Source organism: Psychrobacter urativorans, assembly GCF_904846695.1.
Lineage (GTDB): Bacteria > Pseudomonadota > Gammaproteobacteria > Pseudomonadales > Moraxellaceae > Psychrobacter > Psychrobacter urativorans.
Map to the genome: position 1 here is coordinate 52,880 of NZ_CAJHBR010000005.1, position 20,692 is coordinate 73,571.

General features: G+C 42.7%; 18 protein-coding genes. 10 read left to right on the forward strand and 8 right to left on the reverse strand.

Features of this window, described 5'->3' with window-relative positions; translation table 11 throughout:
* Window positions 1–45: 45 nt before the first annotated feature.
* Complete coding sequence (locus JMY09_RS05330) at window positions 46–1,314, reverse strand: 2-aminoadipate transaminase (RefSeq protein ID WP_201622565.1); 1,269 nt, start codon at window positions 1,312–1,314, stop codon at window positions 46–48.
* A gap of 280 nt (window positions 1,315–1,594) precedes the next feature.
* The gene (locus tag JMY09_RS05335) at window positions 1,595–2,572 is read right to left on the reverse strand and encodes a LysR substrate-binding domain-containing protein (RefSeq protein ID WP_201622566.1); all 978 of its coding nucleotides are present in this window, start codon (window positions 2,570–2,572) and stop codon (window positions 1,595–1,597) included.
* Between the two features lie 511 nt (window positions 2,573–3,083).
* On the opposite strand from JMY09_RS05335, the gene JMY09_RS05340 reads away from it, so the two are divergent.
* Complete coding sequence (locus JMY09_RS05340) at window positions 3,084–4,079, forward strand: diaminopimelate dehydrogenase (protein WP_201622567.1); 996 nt, start codon at window positions 3,084–3,086, stop codon at window positions 4,077–4,079.
* Between the two features lie 326 nt (window positions 4,080–4,405).
* On the opposite strand, the gene JMY09_RS05345 is transcribed toward JMY09_RS05340, so the two are convergent.
* Window positions 4,406–4,858 carry a PH domain-containing protein gene (locus JMY09_RS05345; RefSeq protein WP_201622568.1) on the reverse strand — a complete coding sequence of 151 codons (453 nt, stop codon included), beginning with the start codon at window positions 4,856–4,858 and terminating at the stop codon, window positions 4,406–4,408.
* A gap of 398 nt (window positions 4,859–5,256) precedes the next feature.
* On the opposite strand from JMY09_RS05345, the gene truC reads away from it, so the two are divergent.
* Window positions 5,257–6,042, forward strand: coding sequence for a tRNA pseudouridine(65) synthase TruC (truC, locus tag JMY09_RS05350; protein WP_201622569.1), 786 nt, complete (start codon window positions 5,257–5,259; stop codon window positions 6,040–6,042).
* A 127-nt stretch (window positions 6,043–6,169) separates the two neighbouring features.
* On the opposite strand, the gene JMY09_RS05355 is transcribed toward truC, so the two are convergent.
* From JMY09_RS05355 to JMY09_RS05365, 3 genes are all read right to left on the reverse strand, one after another.
* Complete coding sequence (locus tag JMY09_RS05355) at window positions 6,170–6,748, reverse strand: tetratricopeptide repeat protein (RefSeq protein WP_201622570.1); 579 nt, start codon at window positions 6,746–6,748, stop codon at window positions 6,170–6,172.
* Between the two features lie 96 nt (window positions 6,749–6,844).
* Window positions 6,845–7,657 carry an SEL1-like repeat protein gene (locus tag JMY09_RS05360; RefSeq protein WP_201622571.1) on the reverse strand — a complete coding sequence of 271 codons (813 nt, stop codon included), beginning with the start codon at window positions 7,655–7,657 and terminating at the stop codon, window positions 6,845–6,847.
* 314 nt (window positions 7,658–7,971) lie between these two features.
* Entirely contained in the window at window positions 7,972–9,243 is a 1,272-nt protein-coding gene (locus tag JMY09_RS05365; protein WP_201622572.1) for an LD-carboxypeptidase, read from the reverse strand.
* Window positions 9,244–9,646: 403 nt separating this feature from the next.
* Here JMY09_RS05365 and JMY09_RS05370 point away from each other — a divergent pair, with 403 nt between their 5' ends.
* Window positions 9,647–10,114: a YkvA family protein gene (locus JMY09_RS05370; RefSeq protein WP_256932917.1), complete on the forward strand. Its 468-nt coding sequence runs from the start codon at window positions 9,647–9,649 to the stop codon at window positions 10,112–10,114.
* 162 nt (window positions 10,115–10,276) lie between these two features.
* Here JMY09_RS05370 and JMY09_RS05375 read toward each other — a convergent pair whose 3' ends face one another.
* Both JMY09_RS05375 and JMY09_RS05380 read right to left on the reverse strand, forming a co-directional pair.
* Window positions 10,277–10,591: a hypothetical protein gene (locus tag JMY09_RS05375; protein ID WP_201622573.1), complete on the reverse strand. Its 315-nt coding sequence runs from the start codon at window positions 10,589–10,591 to the stop codon at window positions 10,277–10,279.
* An 85-nt stretch (window positions 10,592–10,676) separates the two neighbouring features.
* On the reverse strand, window positions 10,677–11,384 hold the full coding sequence (locus tag JMY09_RS05380; protein WP_227677182.1) for a hypothetical protein: 708 nt from the start codon (window positions 11,382–11,384) through the stop codon (window positions 10,677–10,679).
* Window positions 11,385–11,535: 151 nt separating this feature from the next.
* Between JMY09_RS05380 and dnaQ the strand changes: the two genes are divergently transcribed.
* The 7 genes from dnaQ (at window position 11,536) to JMY09_RS05420 (ending at window position 20,346) form a co-directional block, all read left to right on the forward strand.
* Window positions 11,536–13,377 (forward strand): DNA polymerase III subunit epsilon, encoded by a 1,842-nt coding sequence (dnaQ, locus tag JMY09_RS14505; RefSeq protein WP_227677183.1) that lies wholly within the window; start codon window positions 11,536–11,538, stop codon window positions 13,375–13,377.
* 148 nt (window positions 13,378–13,525) lie between these two features.
* The gene (locus JMY09_RS05395) at window positions 13,526–15,247 is read left to right on the forward strand and encodes a hypothetical protein (protein WP_201622574.1); all 1,722 of its coding nucleotides are present in this window, start codon (window positions 13,526–13,528) and stop codon (window positions 15,245–15,247) included.
* A 203-nt stretch (window positions 15,248–15,450) separates the two neighbouring features.
* Window positions 15,451–16,434 (forward strand): NAD(+) diphosphatase, encoded by a 984-nt coding sequence (gene nudC, locus JMY09_RS05400; RefSeq protein WP_201622575.1) that lies wholly within the window; start codon window positions 15,451–15,453, stop codon window positions 16,432–16,434.
* Window positions 16,435–16,512: 78 nt separating this feature from the next.
* The gene (locus JMY09_RS05405; protein WP_201622576.1) at window positions 16,513–17,373 is read left to right on the forward strand and encodes an RnfABCDGE type electron transport complex subunit B; all 861 of its coding nucleotides are present in this window, start codon (window positions 16,513–16,515) and stop codon (window positions 17,371–17,373) included.
* Window positions 17,374–17,491: 118 nt separating this feature from the next.
* Complete coding sequence (gene nth, locus JMY09_RS05410; RefSeq protein WP_201622577.1) at window positions 17,492–18,187, forward strand: endonuclease III; 696 nt, start codon at window positions 17,492–17,494, stop codon at window positions 18,185–18,187.
* Between the two features lie 557 nt (window positions 18,188–18,744).
* Window positions 18,745–19,911, forward strand: coding sequence for a methionine adenosyltransferase (gene metK / locus JMY09_RS05415; protein WP_201622578.1), 1,167 nt, complete (start codon window positions 18,745–18,747; stop codon window positions 19,909–19,911).
* Window positions 19,912–19,962: 51 nt separating this feature from the next.
* On the forward strand, window positions 19,963–20,346 hold the full coding sequence (locus JMY09_RS05420; protein ID WP_379606631.1) for a DUF3144 domain-containing protein: 384 nt from the start codon (window positions 19,963–19,965) through the stop codon (window positions 20,344–20,346).
* Window positions 20,347–20,692: the final 346 nt, after the last annotated feature.

Here is a 20,692-nt window from a genome sequence, read left to right on the forward strand (position 1 = left end):
TTAAATAACAAAACAGATAGGCAAAAACGTTTACTAAGTTGACTGCTAAATAGGCAGCTCATTAGGAATGGACGCCAAAATGTCCTTTAAGATATCGAGGCCTTCTTGCAAAGTCTCAGGCTCTATGGTTAATGGCGGTAATAGACGAATAATATGACGGTATTTGCCGCTCGGCATCAATAGCAGACCCTGCTTACGACCTTCCGTTAAAATGTAAGCCATTACGCTCGGATGCGTACCGTGAGAAGGGTGGCGCAGCTCGATACCACGCATAGTGCCGATACCCGTTAGACCGTATAGCCAAGGGGTCAGAGCCTCTTGTTGCCATTGCTCAATCGTCGCTTGAATAGTCTGCTGATAATGTTTGGCGGAATCCCAAACAGCGTCCTCCATCATAATATCAAGAGTGGCATTAGCAGCCGCACAAGCTACCGGATTGCCCGAATAAGTGCCGCCCAAGCTGCCTTTAGGTAGGCCATTCATCACGCTACCTTTGCCAATAACCGCACCTAATGGCATGCCGCCAGCTATACTTTTGCCCAGCAAAATCATATCGGGTTCGATCCCTAAATGACTGAACGCAAAGGGCATGCCGGTACGGCCAAAGCCGGATTGAATCTCATCCATAATCAGCAAGATGCCGTTGTCATCACAGAATTTACGCAGATACTGAGCAAATTCTGGCGACATCAATTGAAAGCCGCCCTCGCCTTGCACTGGCTCCATGATGACAGCGCCAATGTTATGAATATCGGTTTCAACTTCGAATAGGCGCAGCAAAGCGTCAATGGCCTGCTGGTCACTGATGTCATTGTCGGGGCTTGGGAATGGAATATGGTAGACGCTGCCAGCAAGAGGGCCAAGACCGCGTTTATAGGGAGCCACTTTACCGTTGAGGTTGACGGCGGCAAGGGTACGGCCATGAAAGCCACCATCAAAGGCGATGACACCGACCCGGCCAGTCTTCATACGTGCGACTTTAATCGCATTTTCGGTGGCTTCGGCCCCGCAGTTGGTCAGCATGCCCGCCAGCTCGCCTTCGATGGGTATCAAATCGCAGAGTCTAGGCATCAGGGTTTGGTAAGAGACGTGTGCGGCCGCATTGTAGGCGTAGTGGATGAGGTTTTGTGACTGCTCGACGATAGCGTCGACGATGTGCGGGTGGCAATGGCCAAAGTTTAATACCCCGATACCGCCAACGAAATCGATATAGCGCTTGCCATCGGTATCCCAAACGTGCGCATTTTTGCCTTTGCTAAGCGTCACTGGATGCACCATTGTGAATGCATCGGTAACGTTATATAACGAATCCATGACCGTCTCTCACCTTCCTTGAGTTAGACCCTCATTTCAACAAAACCACAGGATTTGAGCAAACGAATAATAGTTGGGCAGGCCTTCCTTTTTGTCATTGCCAGTTAACATTTTACTCATGACCGCCAGAACATTACCAAAACACAGCCAAAACACAGCAACAAAATAACCGCTATAGCATGCTCGGAAAATCTGCATACAATGGCTCTGTGGCAAACTGCTACTGTCTTCTCCTAGCCCTTTTTCGTCTTATAGTAAAATTCATTATTTGTAACTGATATTATTCATGACTAACGCTGTTAAAAGTAATCCCTAACGAACCGGCCAATTCAATCTGACTGTGGCTCGAGGTTTCCAGATAGCTCGCTATCCAGGCTTGCATCACTTTGGTTTTATGCGAATTTCCAAGCGACAATGGGAACGACATGTAATAAGACCCTCTGCCCTTAGCTGAATAACTCCACGCGGTAACCAATTGACCCGATTGCAGCTCGGGAGCGACCAAACGTAGCGGCACTAAAGCTACTCCATAACCGCTTAAAGCTGCTGAAATACAAGCATGAAAGGTATCAAAACGTGGCCCTACGAAAGTCCCATCCAAGCTAATAAGCTGCTGCTTAAAGTACTCATACCAAGCGCTCGGTCGTGAGCTCAATTGTAGCAAGACATGGCTGCCTAACTGCAGCGGTGGTAACGGTTGGCCCTGCAAATAATCAGGGTGGCAAACCGCCACACAGTACTCATCAAATAATTTGATAGTCTCCATTCCCGACCAAGTCCCCTCCCCATATAAGAACGCAATATCGATATCGTGCTCTTCAGAGAAAAACGGCCCCACCTGCTCTTTGATCTCCAACCTAATCAAAGGATTAACCTGACTAAACCCTTGTAGCGCCGGAATCAGCCAGCGGGCACAAAAAGTCGGATGCGAGACCATTTTCAGTATTTCGACATTACTACTGTGCGACATCAGCTTGGTCGTGGCCGTCTCAATATTTTTTAGAATATTGAGCACATCAATATAGTAATCTTTGCCCGCTGGCGTCAGCGAGATGCGCTGCGAAGTGCGATAAAACAAAGAAATATTGAGCATCTCTTCTAACTGCGCGACTTGCTTGCTCACGGCACTTTGCGTCATGTGCAGCTCTAAGGCGGCATTGGTAAAACTCAAATGGCGAGCTGCCGTCTCAAAGCACTGCATAGCAGTGGTTGAGGGGTATTTTCTGAAGGACAGAGGGTTGGAAGTATCTGGTTGCATAATATATTTTTTCTTATTTTTATGAGCGTAAAGGTGTAGTAGTTGCCCAAATAGTAACTAATAAATAACTGGTTATTAGTTACTACTTGACCGCTGCCCTCTGTTCAAAACTCTAACATTGAGCAAAGATAACTATAGATGCGGCTAATCTTAACAAGAGCCTTGGCTAAGTTTCAATAAGCTTAGAAGGTTGTGTTAATCGATAAACTTCCACACTCGGCAAAATATAATGCATCAAGTCCTGTTATAGGCTGCATATCGAGGGGACTATAGTGAAAAACGGTCATTAAGTTGACTAGGAGCAGAAATTTATTACGGTAATCGCTTAACTGTCAGCTATAATCACAATGTTTATGGACTACCTCTTTTTAAATTTTATTTTCTGCAAATAATAATACTGATAAGTGACGTGCAGCTTACGGCACACCCTTATCAGTTAACCTGTATTACTTGATAAATATCACCTCAACAGTAACAGACTGTTCGCTACAATAACGTAAGGCTAATCATAATGACAGCAATAATTAGAGTTGCCATCGCCGGTTACGGCAACCTCGGACGCGGTACGCAAGCCGCTATTAAGCAAAATCCAGACATGCAGTTAGTCTGTGTATTTAGTCGCCGAGATCCCACTTCGGTCACCCTTATTGACAGCAGCATACCCGTCTATGCCATGGATGACATTGCGCAATACAAAGATGACATAGACGTACTGATCTTATGCGGCGGCTCTAAGTCAGATTTGCCCGAGCAAGGCCCAGCATTCGCAAGTCTTTTTAATATTGTCGACAGCTTCGATACTCACGCTAAGATTCCTGAGTACTTTGCCGCTCTTGATGCCCCTGCTAAGAAAGCTGGCAAAGTAGCTATGTTGTCGGTAGGTTGGGATCCTGGGCTGTTTTCTATCAACCGTTTATACGGCGAAGCCATTTTACCAGTCGGCGAAACTTATACCTTCTGGGGCAAGGGTTTAAGCCAAGGGCACTCAGATGCAGTACGTCGCGTCAATGGTGTTAAGTCGGGCGTGCAGTACACCCTTCCCTCAGAGTCTGCTATGGCACGAGTACGCAATGGCGAACAGCCCACGCTAAGCACCCGTGAGAAGCATACCCGCGAATGCTATATAGTGCTAGCCGATGGCGCCGATGCTGCTACTGTGCGCAATACTATAGTAACAATGCCGGACTACTTTGCTGACTATGACACCACCGTAAACTTCATCGACCAGCAGACTTTTGAGCGTGAACATCAGCAAATGCCACATGGCGGCTTCGTCATTCGCAGTGGGGTTAGCGGCCTTGATGATGAGCAAAACAACCAAGTGCTGGAGTTTTCATTAAAGCTCGGCAGCAACCCTGAGTTTACCTCTAGCGTGCTGGTGGCTTATGCCCGTGCCGCTTATAAGATGAACTTGGCTGGCGAAACTGGAGCGAAAACGGTGCTCGATGTAGCCCCTAGCTTATTGTCACCTAAATCCCCAGCCCAACTGCGTAAAGAACTGCTGTAAACTCTAGCGCTAAGCTAGAGACAAAAAAGCGCTAAGTTAAAACAAAAAGCACCGAAGCATTTGAAGGCTTGGTGCTTTTTTTGGTGCTGCAATCTGTGCCGCTGCTAGTTTAGCTTGTGCAGAGCTGAGGGTTAAACTTTGCTGACAAAGTTTACTAGCCATTTCACGGTCAGTATTTCTACATTTAAAATGTCACTAACCTTTATGCTTAACCTCTTGATAACGGCCTTGGCTTATAGCAAGTCATTTAACTGTCAATTTCTTAATCATTAGCTTTATTTTTAATACTAGCAGATCGATGCCTGTATAGCGCATCAAATCATTAGTCAGTTTTTTATTAACCCACCATCATTGTCGGTCTTTAATGAAGGAACGCGATCTTGTATCGCATGATAGAACCCAGCTTTATCTTTTGGTGATATTACTATACTACCACCTTTGTATCCTATCTCAATCCTGTCTAAAGACAGTGCTGGAGCAGATGCTCTACTGTTGGTAGGCGTGATATAGGCAATATCTTTTAAGAAGATGCTCTGAGTAAAAAAACCATTCTTCACTAATAATTTATCATCTGACAAACTGTACTTTATATTGAAAAATATTAACAACATCAGTAGTGCACTTGGTATGGTGAAAAGGCTGATAAACATTATTCTTTCAATAGAACTATTGTTATATAGCAATTCCCATAAAGGCAGTAGAATAAGTAGTAAACTAGAACCCAGAATTATAAACCCTAGCCAAAAATCAATTTTTGATGCAAATACAGTATTTATCATAATTTGTTAGCAGAAAGTCCTTAGTTAATATTTATATTCTAAAAGCTCACTTCATGTGTATCATCGAGTACAGTGTGATTATTTTAATAGCTCAATTTATTAGCGTATATAATAGCGTACACCTTAATATTCATATTTTCGCTAAAGCAGTAAAATACTAGATCAGCCGATCCACTTTTGCCATATCATAATAAAACTTACTAGTTATTTTTGGAATTTTTGAAGAAGTGAGTGCCTTTGAACGCTAGGGTATAGACAAGAATTATCAGCGCAAGTATCAGTAAAATGATTGCAACACATTTTTATCTGACTTAGTAGCATGAGATAAAAAAAATAATTATAGCATCTAAAGTAATAGCCTCTAAAGTAATAGCATCTAAAGTATAGGCACTAAAAACATGAGTATAGAAAGCGACACTGAAAACACGGGTATAGACAACGATAGCGCTAACCCAATAGAAATTATCTATGAAGATGAGTTTCTGGTAGCGATTAATAAAGAGGCCGGTCTGTTGGTACATCGCAGTTGGTTGGATAAAGGCGAGACGCGCTTTGCTATGCAGCTCACCCGTGATGCAGTAGGTTGCCACGTATTTCCAGTTCATAGGTTAGACAAGCCAACTTCAGGCGTGTTGTTATTTGCTAAGAGCCCAAGCGTTGCACGCAGCTTGAATGAGGCTTTTACTGATCACCAAGTAACCAAGCAATATTTAGCCGTGGTGCGCGGCTATATGACAGAGCAAGGCACCATTGATTATGCGTTAAGCTTTAAGAGAGATGCCATTGCCGATAAGCTTGCCGACTTAGATAAACCGGCTCAAGAGGCGGTGACCCATTGGCAGAGTTTGGCACAAATTGAGCTGCCCTTTGCGGTATCAAAAAAGCATGACACTAGCCGCTATAGTCTAGTACGCTTAACACCTGAGACTGGGCGCAAGCATCAACTACGTCGGCATATGCGACATTTATTTCATCATATAGTAGGTGATACTAGTCACGGCGATGGACGGCACAATCGATTTTTTCGTACTCAATATGATTGCGCGCGTATGCTGCTACATGCCCAAACTTTGGCGCTCAGCCATCCAGTGACTGCTGAGCCCTTGCGGCTAACAGCAGGCTTAGATAGTCAATGGTTGCGTATTTTAGAAGAGTTTGATTGGGTAGAGAGTGCTAAAGGTTAAGCTGTTTAGGGTTTAGAAGATCATATTAATGAATACGTGATAATATTGTTAAACCAAACGAAAAAATCAAACCAATGAGCGGCAATAGCAGTTCACTTTTTAGTCACCTTGATCCTCAGTGGATGATTTAATAACAGCCATCTTCATTACCGTTATCACAAGCCATTTGGTACCACTCTTTTGCTAGGGTGTCGCTTTGACGAATGCCTTTACCATTGTCGTACATCCAGCCAAGCGCGTATTGACCATTGGCGTGGTCTTGCAAAGCGGCTCGTCGATACCAAGCAAAAGCCTTGATATAATTTTGGCTAACTCCATTGCCGTTGTTGTATAAGTTTCCGAGGCTATATTGAGCATCAGCGTCCCCTTGTTCAGCGGCTTTTTGGAACCATTCAAACGCCTTGCCATAATCTTGCCTAGTGCCTTCGCCAGTATCATAGGAAACCGCCAAGTTATACTGCGCTTCTAACAACCCTTGCTCAGCTGATTTTTTATACCATTCGACTGCTTTTACATGGTCTTGGCCAACCTCTCTGCCTTTATCGTACTTAACCCCTAGATTATATTGAGCCACAGCCTCACCTTGTTCAGCGGCAGCCTTAGTAGTAGCAAAGTCTGAGGCTACTACTGGTGCGGTTAGTCCAAACGATAACGCTAAAGCCATCATCGTTTGCATAGAAGTCAGTTTTAATCTGGTTATAGTCATGGCCATTCCTTATAATAAAGATGATGACAATTGAGCTTATGCATATTTTTTACAGTGCGCTCAATACTTTATAACTTATTGCTTATAGAGCGGCCATTACTGATTGCAGCCCATTTTTGTACTATCATCACAAACTTTATTAAACCATAATGCCGCTTGCGATTTGTCTTGCACTACCCCTCTGCCATAGTTGTACATAGTACCAATAACATATTCTGCCATAGGATCACCTTGTTTGGCCGCTTTTAAATACCAATTAAATGCTTGCTCATAATCTCGAGGAACACCTTGACCAGTCTCATACATCCAAGCCAAGTTGTATTGCGATTCGGCCAAACCTTGAGCGGCAGATTTTTTGTACCAGCTCACCGCTTTAACATAATCTTGAGGAATACCGCTAGCGTTCTCATACATGACCCCAAGATTATTTTGGGCGTCAACTTGGCCTTGTTTGGCGGCTTTTTGATACCACTCAAACGCTTGTAGATGGTTTTTAGTCACTCCTTCGCCACTACTATACATGACCCCAAGATTATACTGGGCTTCGTCATAGCCCTGCTCTGCTGATGACTGCCACCACTGCCTAGCCTTAGCATAATCTTGCTCAACGCCTTTACCGAAGTAGGACATGCCACCGAGAACATATTGCGCCTTTGCGTCGCCTTGGTCAGCGGCTTGGGTCAACCATTTAACAGCTCGATCGTAATCTTGTATTATCCCATCGCCTTCAAAATATAGGATGCCAAGTTGAAATTGCGCCTCTGAATTGCCTTGCTCAGCAAGCGATTTTATAGTGGTAAAGTCTGGTGATGCGGATGCGGATGCGGATGCGGATGCGGGCAATGTTAACCCTAACGCTAAGCTTAATAGCCACATTCTATAAATTGAGGGTAGTTTAAATATAGGCATGATGAATACTCTCCCTATTAATAATAAACTGCTAATTCGATAATCTTAGCTTATGCGCTGACATGATTTACCATTACTTAGCTTATAAAATTTTTATCTAGCTTATGAAATTCTAGCTATCAGCTACTGGTTATCAGCTACTATTAGAGGGAACTCAACAGCCTTAGCTAACTTATTAAGTTTAGCTATATTTAACAGGATTAGATATTAATATTATTTAAGATATCAATAAATTACCTAGCAATTTAAACCGCTAAGTCGCTATCTAAAATAAGGCTAACTTAGCCTATTTTTTGCAGGGGTTATAACTACTGTTAAGCCTGCTGCCAAAACCCTTCAACATTAATAGCCTCTGCCTTAATAGTAGGATAATCGGCAAAACTCAGTTGATAGCCACCAGCCGTATTAGCGCTAATCTGACAAGTGGCTCCTAATGGAAAGCTGGATTTTTGACTAATATGACCAAAACTCATGCCATTATAGATAGGTAAGCCAGTCAGCTCATGTAACTGACGAATCACTACGGCTACATCATAGCGAGGGTCATAGCTATCCTCACCTGTCCCAGTCAAAGCACCAAACACAATGGCTTGCTGACCTTTGAATACCCCTGCTAAATACAGATCATAAAGCATGCGTTCGATACGATAGGTCTGCTCCCCAACATCCTCTAAGAATACAATGCCGCCATCGATACGGGGCAGATAAGGACTACCCGCCAGCGCCGATACTACGCTCAGATTGCCACCCCAAATAGTACCAGTAATCGTTTGGCTGCTATTATCTGCAAAAATAACTGGCAACTGCTCGCTAGTTAACGCAGCGCTGTTAACCTCAATAGTTAGCTTCGGGTTGCTCAGTGCTTGAGCAAACTGTCGACAACTGACTTGATCCGGATTCGTTTTGCCAAACTCGCTATATAGCATCGGCCCAGCAAGCGAGCTCATCTTACCTTGGGCAAGCAAAGCGCATTGAATAGCCGTCACATCACTAAAGCCTACTAAAACCGTTGCCCGCTCTGCCATAATACTACCAAGAGTCCGCCAGTCTATTGAAGGTAGGATACGCATTGCCCCATAACCACCACGTACGCCTAATAGGAGTTTGGGCGCAGCGATCGCGCCGCTAGCGATATTTTGCAAATCGCTAGCACGTTGGCTATCAGTACCAGCAAAGCGTAAATATTGACGCTCAGTAATCTCTGGATTCTGTATTTTGAATCCTGCACAAGCCATACGTTGCAGCGCCAACTGATTACGCACCTCATTGGCACCGACATTGGAGCTGGCAAATAGACGAGTCTCAATACTAGGGTTTAGACACTGGCTTGGGGCGCTAGTAGCTTTGGTATTAGCCACTAATGACGGATTAGCGTCAATGCTGGCGGCTGGTAGGTCATCTTTAGTTAGCTGCGCACTTTCGTGATCTGTAATATCAATGGCTAACGATTGGGCGATGCTTTGGCTGGCTAATAAGCTGGCACTCGCCCCTACTCCTAAGCGACGTAAGAACTGCCGACGACTGAGCTCAGGCTTGAGACTAGTATTTATTAGTGAGACTAGGGACTTAGAAGTTGTTTGCGGCATGTTATACAGTTACCTTAAAGCTTAATTATCTTAGATTAGCTATTATAAGAGGCTATCAAAACTTTATTAACCTCCTATATGGCTATCTAAGCTTAAAATATTTTGTGTCAATGCGTACAAGCTTAGCTGACCACTTTTTATGACGACGTTTCATGAAAAGGTTTTATGACGATATTTTATGACGATATTTTGTGAAAAGGTTTTATGACGACGTTTCACGAAAAGCTTTTATGAAAAGGTTACATGATGAGCTCGTATAATAACCTTGCTACCTAGAAGGTTACTACCAACAGCAAGGTTGCTACCAGCGCATAACAAATTGCTAAGTAACTATATTTGGTAGCTACCAACACTCTTGCTATAGTATGCACTCACTAATAAACCAGAATAAGGAATAATGATAATGACGGACAAAAAGAAGGATGATACTAACCTTAGCAAAAATATGCTATTTAACGATAAAATCAATGCTAAAACTGAAGAGATGCAAAATAGCATAAAAGATGAAAAGTTATTAGATGCTGATCTTGAGTATATTATTGAAGAAGAAGAAAATCTTAAAGAAAAAATAAAAGACAGTAGCCATCTTGAGCGCTTTACTACTGATATCGTTTTGTTTGTCAGCTTAGTCAAAGATTACTATCAAGGTAACTATCGTGACATCCCTTATAAGACCATCTCAGCGATCGTTTTTGGTTTGATCTATGTGATAAACCCTATTGATATCATTCCAGACTTCATCCCGGTTATTGGCCACATTGATGATGCTCTAGTCATTGCTTTTTGTTTAAAATTAGTCGAAAAAGATCTGCATAAATATCAAGCATGGAAACAAGCACAAAAGCATGAATCAGCCCAAACAGAAGCTTAATAGATGCTCTGAGCTGTTGATAGCTTCATAGTAAGTAGAACTATAAAAAGCAGTATCATGTAAATGACCAATGCCTAATAGCCTTGGTCATTATTTTTGCTTAAAAATAGTGCTCTTATGCTTTATTGATTACTTACAAGTAGACTGTCTAAAGAGCACGATTTAAAACTTATCATCAGGCACCTCATAACGCGCTTTTTCTGGGTTTAGACCAAATGAAAACACAAAAGTAGCAACGATGCTGTTGATAATAATAAACAATAAATCTATCTGTAGATGACCCAATATATAACGACCGATTAGCCATGAAATAATGAGCATAATAATAAAAAACCCAGCCAAATAACCCAAAATAGTGGGATGCTTTAGATTATAGGGTTGCTCTGGTGCTGGCTGTTTAGCCAATACGTGAACCCTGACCGCCCAACCTGCCGCATAAGACAAGCCACCTAAAATGACATAACTTAAAAAATTCATAGATTTTGACTCTTGTAGTACTTAATAAAATTCTATATCAGCACGCAATATATAAATAATAGCTCAAGCTTGGACAGTCCGGTAATCAAATGCTGTCATTGACATTATCGATGACCAAATTAGCATGCGGATTGGCCAAAATATCGGTATTAATTTCATCACACTTCACCCGATAGATAGTATTTGAGCCTTTATAAATATAGGACAAATATTCGCTATCTAATAGCGGATCTATATTGGCATATACTGGTTTGACATGAGCCAAGACTAGAACTCGATCAGGACGAGCGATGACGGCATCGACATTATCCGGGTCTATCGAAAAGAATTTTGGAATTTCGCTGCTTTTGACAATTTCTAAGGGCTCAGGGGTATCCCAGACACGCTTGGCACTAGCTGGCTCTTTCATTTGCATTACCCAAACGCCTTGCTGTTCACTGACTTTGATTTGCGCCGGTTCATCACTACTTACCGTATAGCAGCCCTCAAATATAGATAGATCTACCGCCGGTTCAACCGCTTTAGTATCTGCAGCTGTGCTGTTGTTATCGCTACAGCTGGTCAAAAATAGTACACTACAGGCTGTGAGACTAGTCGCCAATATAGTAAGCTTGTTGCCAATAATATCTGAGCGTAAGGGCATGGCATCGTTATCCTGCATTAGGGTATTAAAAGCGTTAAAGAAGGCTGTTATTTTAGCAGAAATTCCATCGTTTTCTGTTTTGATATGTGCTTTATAGTTGATGATTCTATAGTTTAGGGTCAGCGCTATTGGCAAGCTATTTGTTATCATTGACCTTGTTTAATTTGCTACACTATAACCGATTAAAAATACTTTATAAAACTAGGGCGTGCTGATTTATTGACAATCGAGCCAGACCCTTTTTAATCATTGAATAATCAATAAATAGTTATTAACTCATTAATAAACTCAACGAGCTTTTATGTCAGAGAACTTTATGTCAACAGCGTCCACCACTGCCAACCTTGCTATTGACCCTATGGCCGCCAAGCTCAATACTACCGTAGCTTATACCGACGGTGCTTGTAAGGGTAATCCTGGCGCTGGTGGTTGGGGCGCTCATCTAATATTTAGTGATGGTAGCACTCAAGACTTATATGGCGGTGAGGCGGATACTACTAATAACCGTATGGAGCTAATGGGCGCTATCCAAGCGCTCAAGCACAGCCCGAATGAGTTCAAGCTAGAGATTTGGACTGACTCAAGCTATGTAAAAAACGGTATTACGGAATGGATTGCTAACTGGAAAAAACGGGGCTGGAAAACGGCTAGCAAAAAGCCAGTAGCCAATCAAGATTTATGGCAGCAGTTGGATGCATTGAATAGTGCGCGTGAGGTCAGTTGGCATTGGGTCAAAGGTCATGCTGGCCATGTCGGTAATGAAAAGGCTGATGAGCTGGCCAATCTTGGGGTAACCTCAAGCAGCGAGCAAGATACTGATAAGCAAAATACTAATAGTATTGCTAAAAAAAAACTCTCCATAGCTGATAATGGTGCTACGGTTCCTACAAAGCAATTTAACCAAAAAGCGCAAGCTTTGGCGAACGAGGACTGGTTAGATTTTGACCCGCTAGGCTTAGATGAATTGGATGACGAAGCAGACGAAGCAGAAGCAGAAGAAACAAATCACCCATTAGATGAGTCGTTTAGTGCTGAGTCCAGCAATGACTTGGCTTTGCAAGCAAGGGTTGCTGTTAATTCGCCGCAACCTGCTTATGAGCACACTATTGATAAGGCATCTATTGATAAGGCAGCTATTGATACTGTAACTATTAATAGTGCAACAACTGATAGTGCTAATACTAATAATGCAAAGACAGATCACGCGATAAATAATGTTAAGGCTAAACTCGATGCGCCTGCTGTAAGTATCAGCTCGCCTATCAGCACCCCTACTATGATCACTAATACTATGACTACAGATGCTATGGTTACCAACGTTATGACGACAGACAACTTAAGTATAGATAATAAAGATCTAACCGAAGTAACTAAGTTCGATGGCGATACTAGTCGCGCCAATCCGAATTTTCGCCCTTTGTTGCCTAAGCCTATTCATCGTGGTGAGACTAATCGTCAGCTCATTATGGATACCGAAACTACAGGATTGGATGCGCTCAAAGGCGATCGGATCATTGAAGTAGGTATTGTAGAGATGATTGGACGTAAATTCACTGGTGAAAAACTGCACGTCTATATCAATCCACAGCGTGGTATGGATGAAGTGGTAGTGCGTATTCACGGTATATCAGAAGCTTTTTTGAGCGACAAGCCTACCTTTGATCAGGTAGCTCAGCCATTGTATGACTTTATGGATGGCGCTGAGATCATCGCCCATAATGCTTCGTTTGACATGAGCTTTTTGACCATGGAATTCGATAGAGTGGGTATGACGGACTTTGCTCAGCGTGTGCAAGTGACAGACTCACTGTCTATGGCTAAACAGCAGTATCCAGGACAAAAGAACACCCTAGATGCTTTAGTACGGCGCCTAGATGTCGGTAAACAAGACCGTACTTTTCATGGGGCTTTACTGGATTCGGAGATTTTGGCAGAAGTCTATTTGGCTATGACTGGCGGTCAAGTGACGCTAGGGATAGAGGAAGACAGTCAGACGGAAGGCGGCCATACTGCTCATAGTAATTTTGCCAATCTTGCTGCGCTATTAGTAGACTCAGCAGCGGACCGTACTGCCAATGAGGCTTGGTTCGCTAACTTGGCAGAAAAAAATCCTGAGCTCAAAACTAAAATGACCCAGTGGTAATCAGCTGAGCAGCATTTTTAATAGCGCTGTAAAACCAGTTTTCAATACTAAAAATTAATCTCAATTATTGATATTTTATCGCCCAAACTTAGCTACTTGCAGCCTATTACTTACATTTTATAGTTCGCAATTTTACGGAAAAATAATTATGAGTCAGACTGAGCAATTAGCTTTGAGTATACCCACACTTAGCATTACTAATTTTAATCTCCCCTCCTTGCACTTACTGCATCAAGAGATTGTCATTATTTTAAAAGACACTGAATATCATTTAACTGAATTCAATGATGATAAGCAAAAAGCTGTATTATTATTAGAATCGATTGAAGTATTGAAGCAGTTGTCTAGCATCTTTGAGCTGATTGCTTTAAAGGATGCGCAATTACTTAGTAGTGCTATAGGCGCAGCTTTGCAGCAGCTCTATTACCACAGTCAGTACAATGACAGTAATGATGACCATGACTCAACTGATGCTCCCCTTATTATGGACTTGTCAGAGGCTATTATGACCTTTGATCGTTATATTGAATTTGTGCTTTTGACTGAGACAGTAGAGCCCAGCTTAGTATTGCCTATTATTAACACGCTCTACAGCCATTGCGGTATAGACCCTGTAGATGAATACTATTTTTCTGCTTTTAGTAGTAGCAGTGTAGTCATTGCTAACCCTGAGAAAAACTTTGAGCCTTTGAGTAGTCTAAACTTAGATCATAAACTTCTGTGTCATGGCTATCGTAGTGGTTTGGCAGTAGTGTTGACCAATAAAGACGGTGATCTTAGTGCAATAGATAAGCAAAAATTCGAATCTATGAGCGCTGCTTGTGCGCTGATTGCTACTCATAGTCAAACCTTGTTTTGGCAAGCTGCTAATGCGCTAGTCACCGATATCGAGGCCATCTTACCTTTAACTATACGCCAAAAGCACACGCTTATTTATTTAGAACAGCAGTTTCATAATTATTTACCCATTATCGACAGTCGCTTTGCTGACTTAGTGAGCTTTGCCTGCCAACGTGACCATCAGTCAGCAAAGATGGTAGGTGAGCAGTACGCTAGCAATAAGCTGGATAGTACTCAGTGCGAGCGAATGAAGGGCTTTTTGTTTGGTCCTAATCGACAAGTCACTGATCCTCTAAATGAGTGGGTTCAACTGCATATAAATACTATCAAAGAAACAATAGATATTTATTCTCGATGTGATTTTGCTAACTCTGGGCTCAATGACTCTGCCGCTCAAGCCGAGCAAATAGTTGCTGAGCTTATGCTGTTAGGCTCTACCCTACAATTGATAGGCCTAAATTCAGCAGCTACTACCCTGCGCTGTGCAGCGCAAACGGTAAGTCAATGGCAGCGACCGACTCCTGATGACTTCGATTATTTATTGCTAGCCCTTATGAGCGCTGAAAACGCTATTATCACTATGGCTGAGATTCATACGCCAGGTGAAGTCTATCTACCCCTGAATAATACTGCTATCTCCTTGCATCAGCTCAATAGCGCTTATGAGACAGTGATTAAAGAGTGCCGTAGCGCCCTTGCTAGTACCGAAAAACTTATCAATGAGTATTCGCTAGTTCCTGAACAGGATTTACAGCTATTAAAAGCAGTGCCCCCTACTATGAGTCAAGTGGCTGGGGCGCTTAGCTTTTTACAGTTATCGACTTCAGCGACTATGCTCAAGCAATTGGCAAAATTTTTGACACCCTGCATTGAATCCAATCAGCTGATTAACAGCGATATACTGGCTTATATTGCTGATGTGCTGGTGTCGGTAGATTATTATTTGGACGGCTCTCAACATAAGCGACCGGTAATAAAGCAGGCGCTGGAAGTGGGTCAACATAGCTTAAGCAAGCTACTGGCCGCCTAATAACTGTGAGTCAATTTTTGGCTAGCTAGTTTAAATGCTTAGTTTGAATGTTTAGTGTTAAATGCTTAGTTTAAGTGCTCAGTCTTAAATGCTTAGTTTGAATGTTTAGTGTCAAATGCTTAGTTTTGGACGCTCAACGAAAATATTTTCTTTAGGCGTCTTTTTTAAAAGTTGTTTTATATAATTTATTTGGATAGCTATTAATGAGTAGTGCATTTGTTTTTGAAGATGAAACTTTGTTATGTCAGCAAACAGTTAGCGGCTGGTCCCCTGTACTAGTTGACTTGCCAGCAGTTAGCACTGACCATAAGTCGCAGCCACCTTACCAATTAGGCCGCGTCCAACTACAGATCAGCTTAGCGCCTAGCTATTGGCAATCAGCTGATTCGACGACGGCTGACTCGATAGTTATGCAGCATGACGCACCAGCGACTAGCGCTATTACTTATTATTATGCACAAAACCATCAACTGGCTTTACCTAAGATAACCCCGTTATCAAGTGTCGATGCAGGTGCAGATGATGCTAATAAAGATGCTGTGTTAGAAGCTAATGACAGTGCCACAACGGCCTTTATTCCCTATCGCCAGCTATTAGCTACGTTGTCAGTAGCCCTCGCCGATCAGCTTAGTCAAGCTATACAGTTATTACGCTGGCAAGCCGATACTCAATTCTGTAGCCGTTGCAGTGCGCCTGTAAAACTAGCCACATCCGGTGAGCGAGCGATGGTATGCTCAGTCTGCCGACTGCGTCAATATCCACGAGTGCAGCCATGTGTAATTACGGCTATTACTCGACTTAATCCCGTGACTAATGAGATGCAAGTCTTGCTGGCACATCATCACCGCTATGGGCAAAAGACGCCCTCATTGCAGTATGGTTTGATTGCTGGCTTTGTTGAAGTTGGTGAGAGCTTAGAGCATGCAGTAGTACGTGAAGTGGCTGAGGAAGTTGGTATTCGGGTGACTGATATTCGCTATGTGAGTAGCCAGCCTTGGCCGTTTCCATCCAACTTAATGCTAGGCTTTCGAGCCAGTTATGTCAGTGGTGATATCGTGATCCAAGAAGATGAGCTGTCTCATGCAGAGTTCTTTGATATATCGAACTTGCCGAAGATCCCTTTTAAGGGCAGTATCGCTTATGATTTGATTGCCCAAATTGCGCAAGAGCAAGGGGTTTGTCTGTAAACCTTGTTGCAAATGACAGTCATGGCGAACAATAGTTTTACCATTAATTTTTATACCAGCTTATAGGCCAGTTATCAAATGTCCAGTTATACTAGTACTCCTACCAGTAGTCATACGCGCTTAACTAGTCTCCCTATCCTCTTTGATACTTTGACTATTGATACTTTACCAACAGCGACTCAATTAAAGATAGCGCAGATCGATGCTTGTTTACCCCAGACTCAGTGCGGCTTATGCGAGCATCCTGATGGCTGTCTGCCCTATGCTACTGCTATCGTCACTAACTATGAGCCCTATAATAAGTGTGTGCCAGGCGGTCAGCCAGTTACTGATGCTATTGCGCAGATTATTGCTACTGACCATAATCTCGATATTGACAATCTGCTTAGCGCTGAGCCTTCAAAGTGGCCGATAGAACCGACATCCAAACGCCCTACTGAAGTGCGAGCTATCATTCGTGAGGATGATTGTATTGGCTGTACTAAGTGTATCCCTGCCTGTCCAGTCGATGCCATCATTGGTACAGGTAAGCATATGCATACTATCTTTACTGACTTATGTACTGGCTGTGAGCTATGTATAGCGCCTTGCCCAGTAGATTGCATCGACTTAGTAACTATCGAGCGTGAGCTGACTGATGCTGAGCGGACTCAAGAGCAAGATGATTTGCGCCTGCGTTATCACACGCACCTTCAGCGCGTCACTGAACAGCTAGCTGATAGCAGCAATGCTAGACCCGTAGTCAGTATGGTCGAGGCCAAACTCAACAATGCCGCTAGTCAAACTTTAGATATCAGTGAGCAGCAAGCCAAAGATACTATTGCGGCAGCTAAGCTACGTAGTAAGATTAAAAAGTTAGAAAAACAGTTAAGCGTGCGTGATAATACGGCCAAGCAGCAAGAGCTTATGACTCTAAAAGCAGAGTTGGCGCTTATTTAAGGCGGCTAAAACTAGCATTGCTGCCCTGACAGTTATTAACAACCCTAGTCCAATAGCTATCAGCTTTTATAAAATGTTATAAGGTGTTATCAGCCCCTATTACTAGGCATGAATAAATATGAGTAAAACAGTCAAACATAAAACGGCCAATACGCCACCATCGCGACTAATGCCTAAACGTAATGTTAGGCCGTTTTTTGAAAAGTTAGCAGAAACCATTAAAGAGCCTTTCACTGAGCTGCATTACAAAAGCAACTTTGAGCTGCTTATCGCCGTTATTTTATCAGCGCAGGCTACTGATATCAGTGTCAATATTGCCACTCAGCAGTTATATCCAGTAGCCAATACCCCAGCAGCTATTTGGGCTTTAGGGGTCGAGGGTCTTAAACCTTACATAAAAAACATCGGGCTTTATAATGCTAAAGCAAAAAATGTTATCAAGACTTGTCGCGACTTAATAGATAACTTCGATGGCCAAGTTCCTGACAACCGTAAAGATTTAGAGTCACTGGCAGGTGTTGGCCGCAAGACCGCTAATGTGGTATTGAATACTGCTTTTGGTCAGCCGACTATGGCAGTTGATACTCATATCTTTCGAGTCGGCAATCGTACTGGGCTAGCTACTGGCAAAAACGTATTAATCGTTGAGCAAAAGCTAGTAGCGCGCATACCCGCTGACTTTATGCTCGATGCTCACCATTATCTTATTTTGCATGGGCGCTATACTTGTCAGGCCCGCACCCCTAAATGCGGCGAATGTCCAGTGTATGCTGAGTGTATGTTTAAGGATAAAGCGGCTTTTGCGGAGATTTAAAATACGGTGAATAGCGACTTTTAAAACGCTAAGGCAACTGCATATAAACCTGAACGGCTGTAGTATTTGATAATTTTGAACCTTTAGATCTGTTCGGCCTTATTAAGATGTTTAACTGCCCAGCTCAACTTTATCGTCTACCACTCAGCTTTTTAACTGGTAGCATTATTCGTAATAAGCATAACGTTAACCTACAAACAATAGCGCTAAACGCGTTAGACTATCGAACTGATATTTTACGGCTAGTCAATGGCCTAGATACACCGCAATTAGGCAATAGCTGTCAGTTTTATAGACTTTAGCCGCGCTAGCCGATAGCGCTGATTGAACCTTGTCTATCGTAGTCAGTACTCTACTAGCCGAAAGCGCATTACGCTACGGTTTGACAGCAGTAGTGACCAACTGTTAGCACTAGCTTGGCTAATATTAAAGCTACCCTAGAGTTTTGGGCTAAATCACGGTAAAATGTGCTATTTTTTGTTCTATTTGCTCTTTTTCCCACATTCAATAATGACTGACCTTATCGATAACAGTCCCTGCAATTAAGCGAACCCACTATGCGTGAATATAGTTTATTTACTTCAGAATCCGTAAGCGAAGGCCACCCAGATAAAATGGCCGATCAAATATCCGATGCGATACTTGATGCAATCTTGCGTGAAGATTTACAGGCACGTGTTGCCTGCGAGACTTTAGTCAAAACCGGTGCTGTAGTGCTAGCAGGCGAGATCACTACTACTGCTAATATTGACTTTGAACGTATTGTGCGTGATACGGTTAACGGTATTGGCTATCATCACTCTGATCTTGGCTTCGATGGCGAAACTTGTGCAGTGATCAACATGCTCGGTAAGCAGTCCCCTGAAATCGCCCAAGGCGTTGATCGTCAAAACCCTGAAGAGCAAGGTGCTGGTGATCAAGGCTTGATGTTTGGTTATGCCAGTAACGAAACTGACGTGCTTATGCCAGCTCCTATCGAATATGCGCATCGTTTAATGCAGCGTCAGTCTGAGCTGCGCCGTGCTGGTGATTTGCCTTGGTTACGTCCTGATGCTAAAGCACAAGTCACGCTTAAATACGATGGCAACCGTCCTACTTCTATCGATGCCGTAGTACTGTCAACTCAGCATGACCCTAGTATCTCGCAAGCTGATCTGCAAGAAGCTATCATGGAATCTATTATCAAGCACGTGTTGCCAGCAGAGCTGTTACATGCAGGTACTCGCTATCACATTAACCCAACGGGTAAGTTTGTGATTGGTGGTCCTGTAGGTGATGCAGGCCTAACAGGGCGCAAAATTATCGTCGATACTTATGGTGGTATGGCACGTCATGGTGGTGGTGCATTCAGTGGTAAGGATCCCTCTAAGGTTGATCGTAGTGCAGCTTATGCTGTACGTTATGTCGCCAAAAATATCGTAGCCGCTGGTATTGCGGATCGTTGTGAAGTTCAGATTAGTTATGCTATTGGCGTCGCTGAACCTACTTCTATTTCGATCAATACTTTTGGCACTAACAAGATCAGTAATGATGAGATAATCATACTGATTCGCAAACATTTTGACTTGCGCCCTTATGGTATTACGCGCATGCTAAACTTATTGCAACCTATGTATCAGCAAACCTCTACCTTTGGCCACTTTGGTCGTGAAGGCTCTGAGACTGCTTTTACTTGGGAAAAAACAGATAAAGCTGAAATCCTAAAAGCAGATGCCGGTTTATAAAGCCTTTTTAAAATCAATTATCTTACAGCTCATATTTAATAGGACAAGCTTATGTCTCAGAACGACGCTCAAGACACTACTAAGAACACTATCGATAACACTATCAATGGTAATGATAGCACTGATGCTAGCGTTGAAATAACTCCAGAGATGCAATCATTCTATCAGCGTGCCGATGCCATCATTGGGGTCGCTAATAGTCAGCTAGGAGAGCAGGCGCATTCAGGTCAAGTTGGCGCTTCGCTACTTTATGCAGCGGCGCGTTATAGTGCTTCTGTCGCTTCAATCGGTTTTATCAAAGGCGATGACTTCGCTAAAGAAAAAGACGATATCGTTGAGTTTTATGTCAAGCAATATCGCCAAATGCTTAGTGACAATCTCACCGATTATGCGCAAAACTTCGATAAATATATCAATATCGAAAAGCAGTCTTAATATTATTAGTCGCTATTAACCAATAGCCGTTTATGAATTATAAAATAGCCCCTTGATAGCTTAGACTATATAGGGGCTATTTTTTTGTCGTTATTCAGCGCTATTTTATTTAAATTAGCAGCTCGATAGTTCAACTGTTATGCTTAGCGCTTAAACGGCGTAGCCTGATGCTTGTCAGACTATTGCATCAGACCATTACATCAGACTATTGCCTTCGTCTCAGGAAAATCTTTTAAAGCCTTGTCTAGGTCTAAGGGCTAATCTTAAACTTTAAGCGTAGATTTTTATACAGAGTGTTAGCTGAGCGGTTAAATACAATTTTTTGACATAAAAAAGCCCTAGCTTA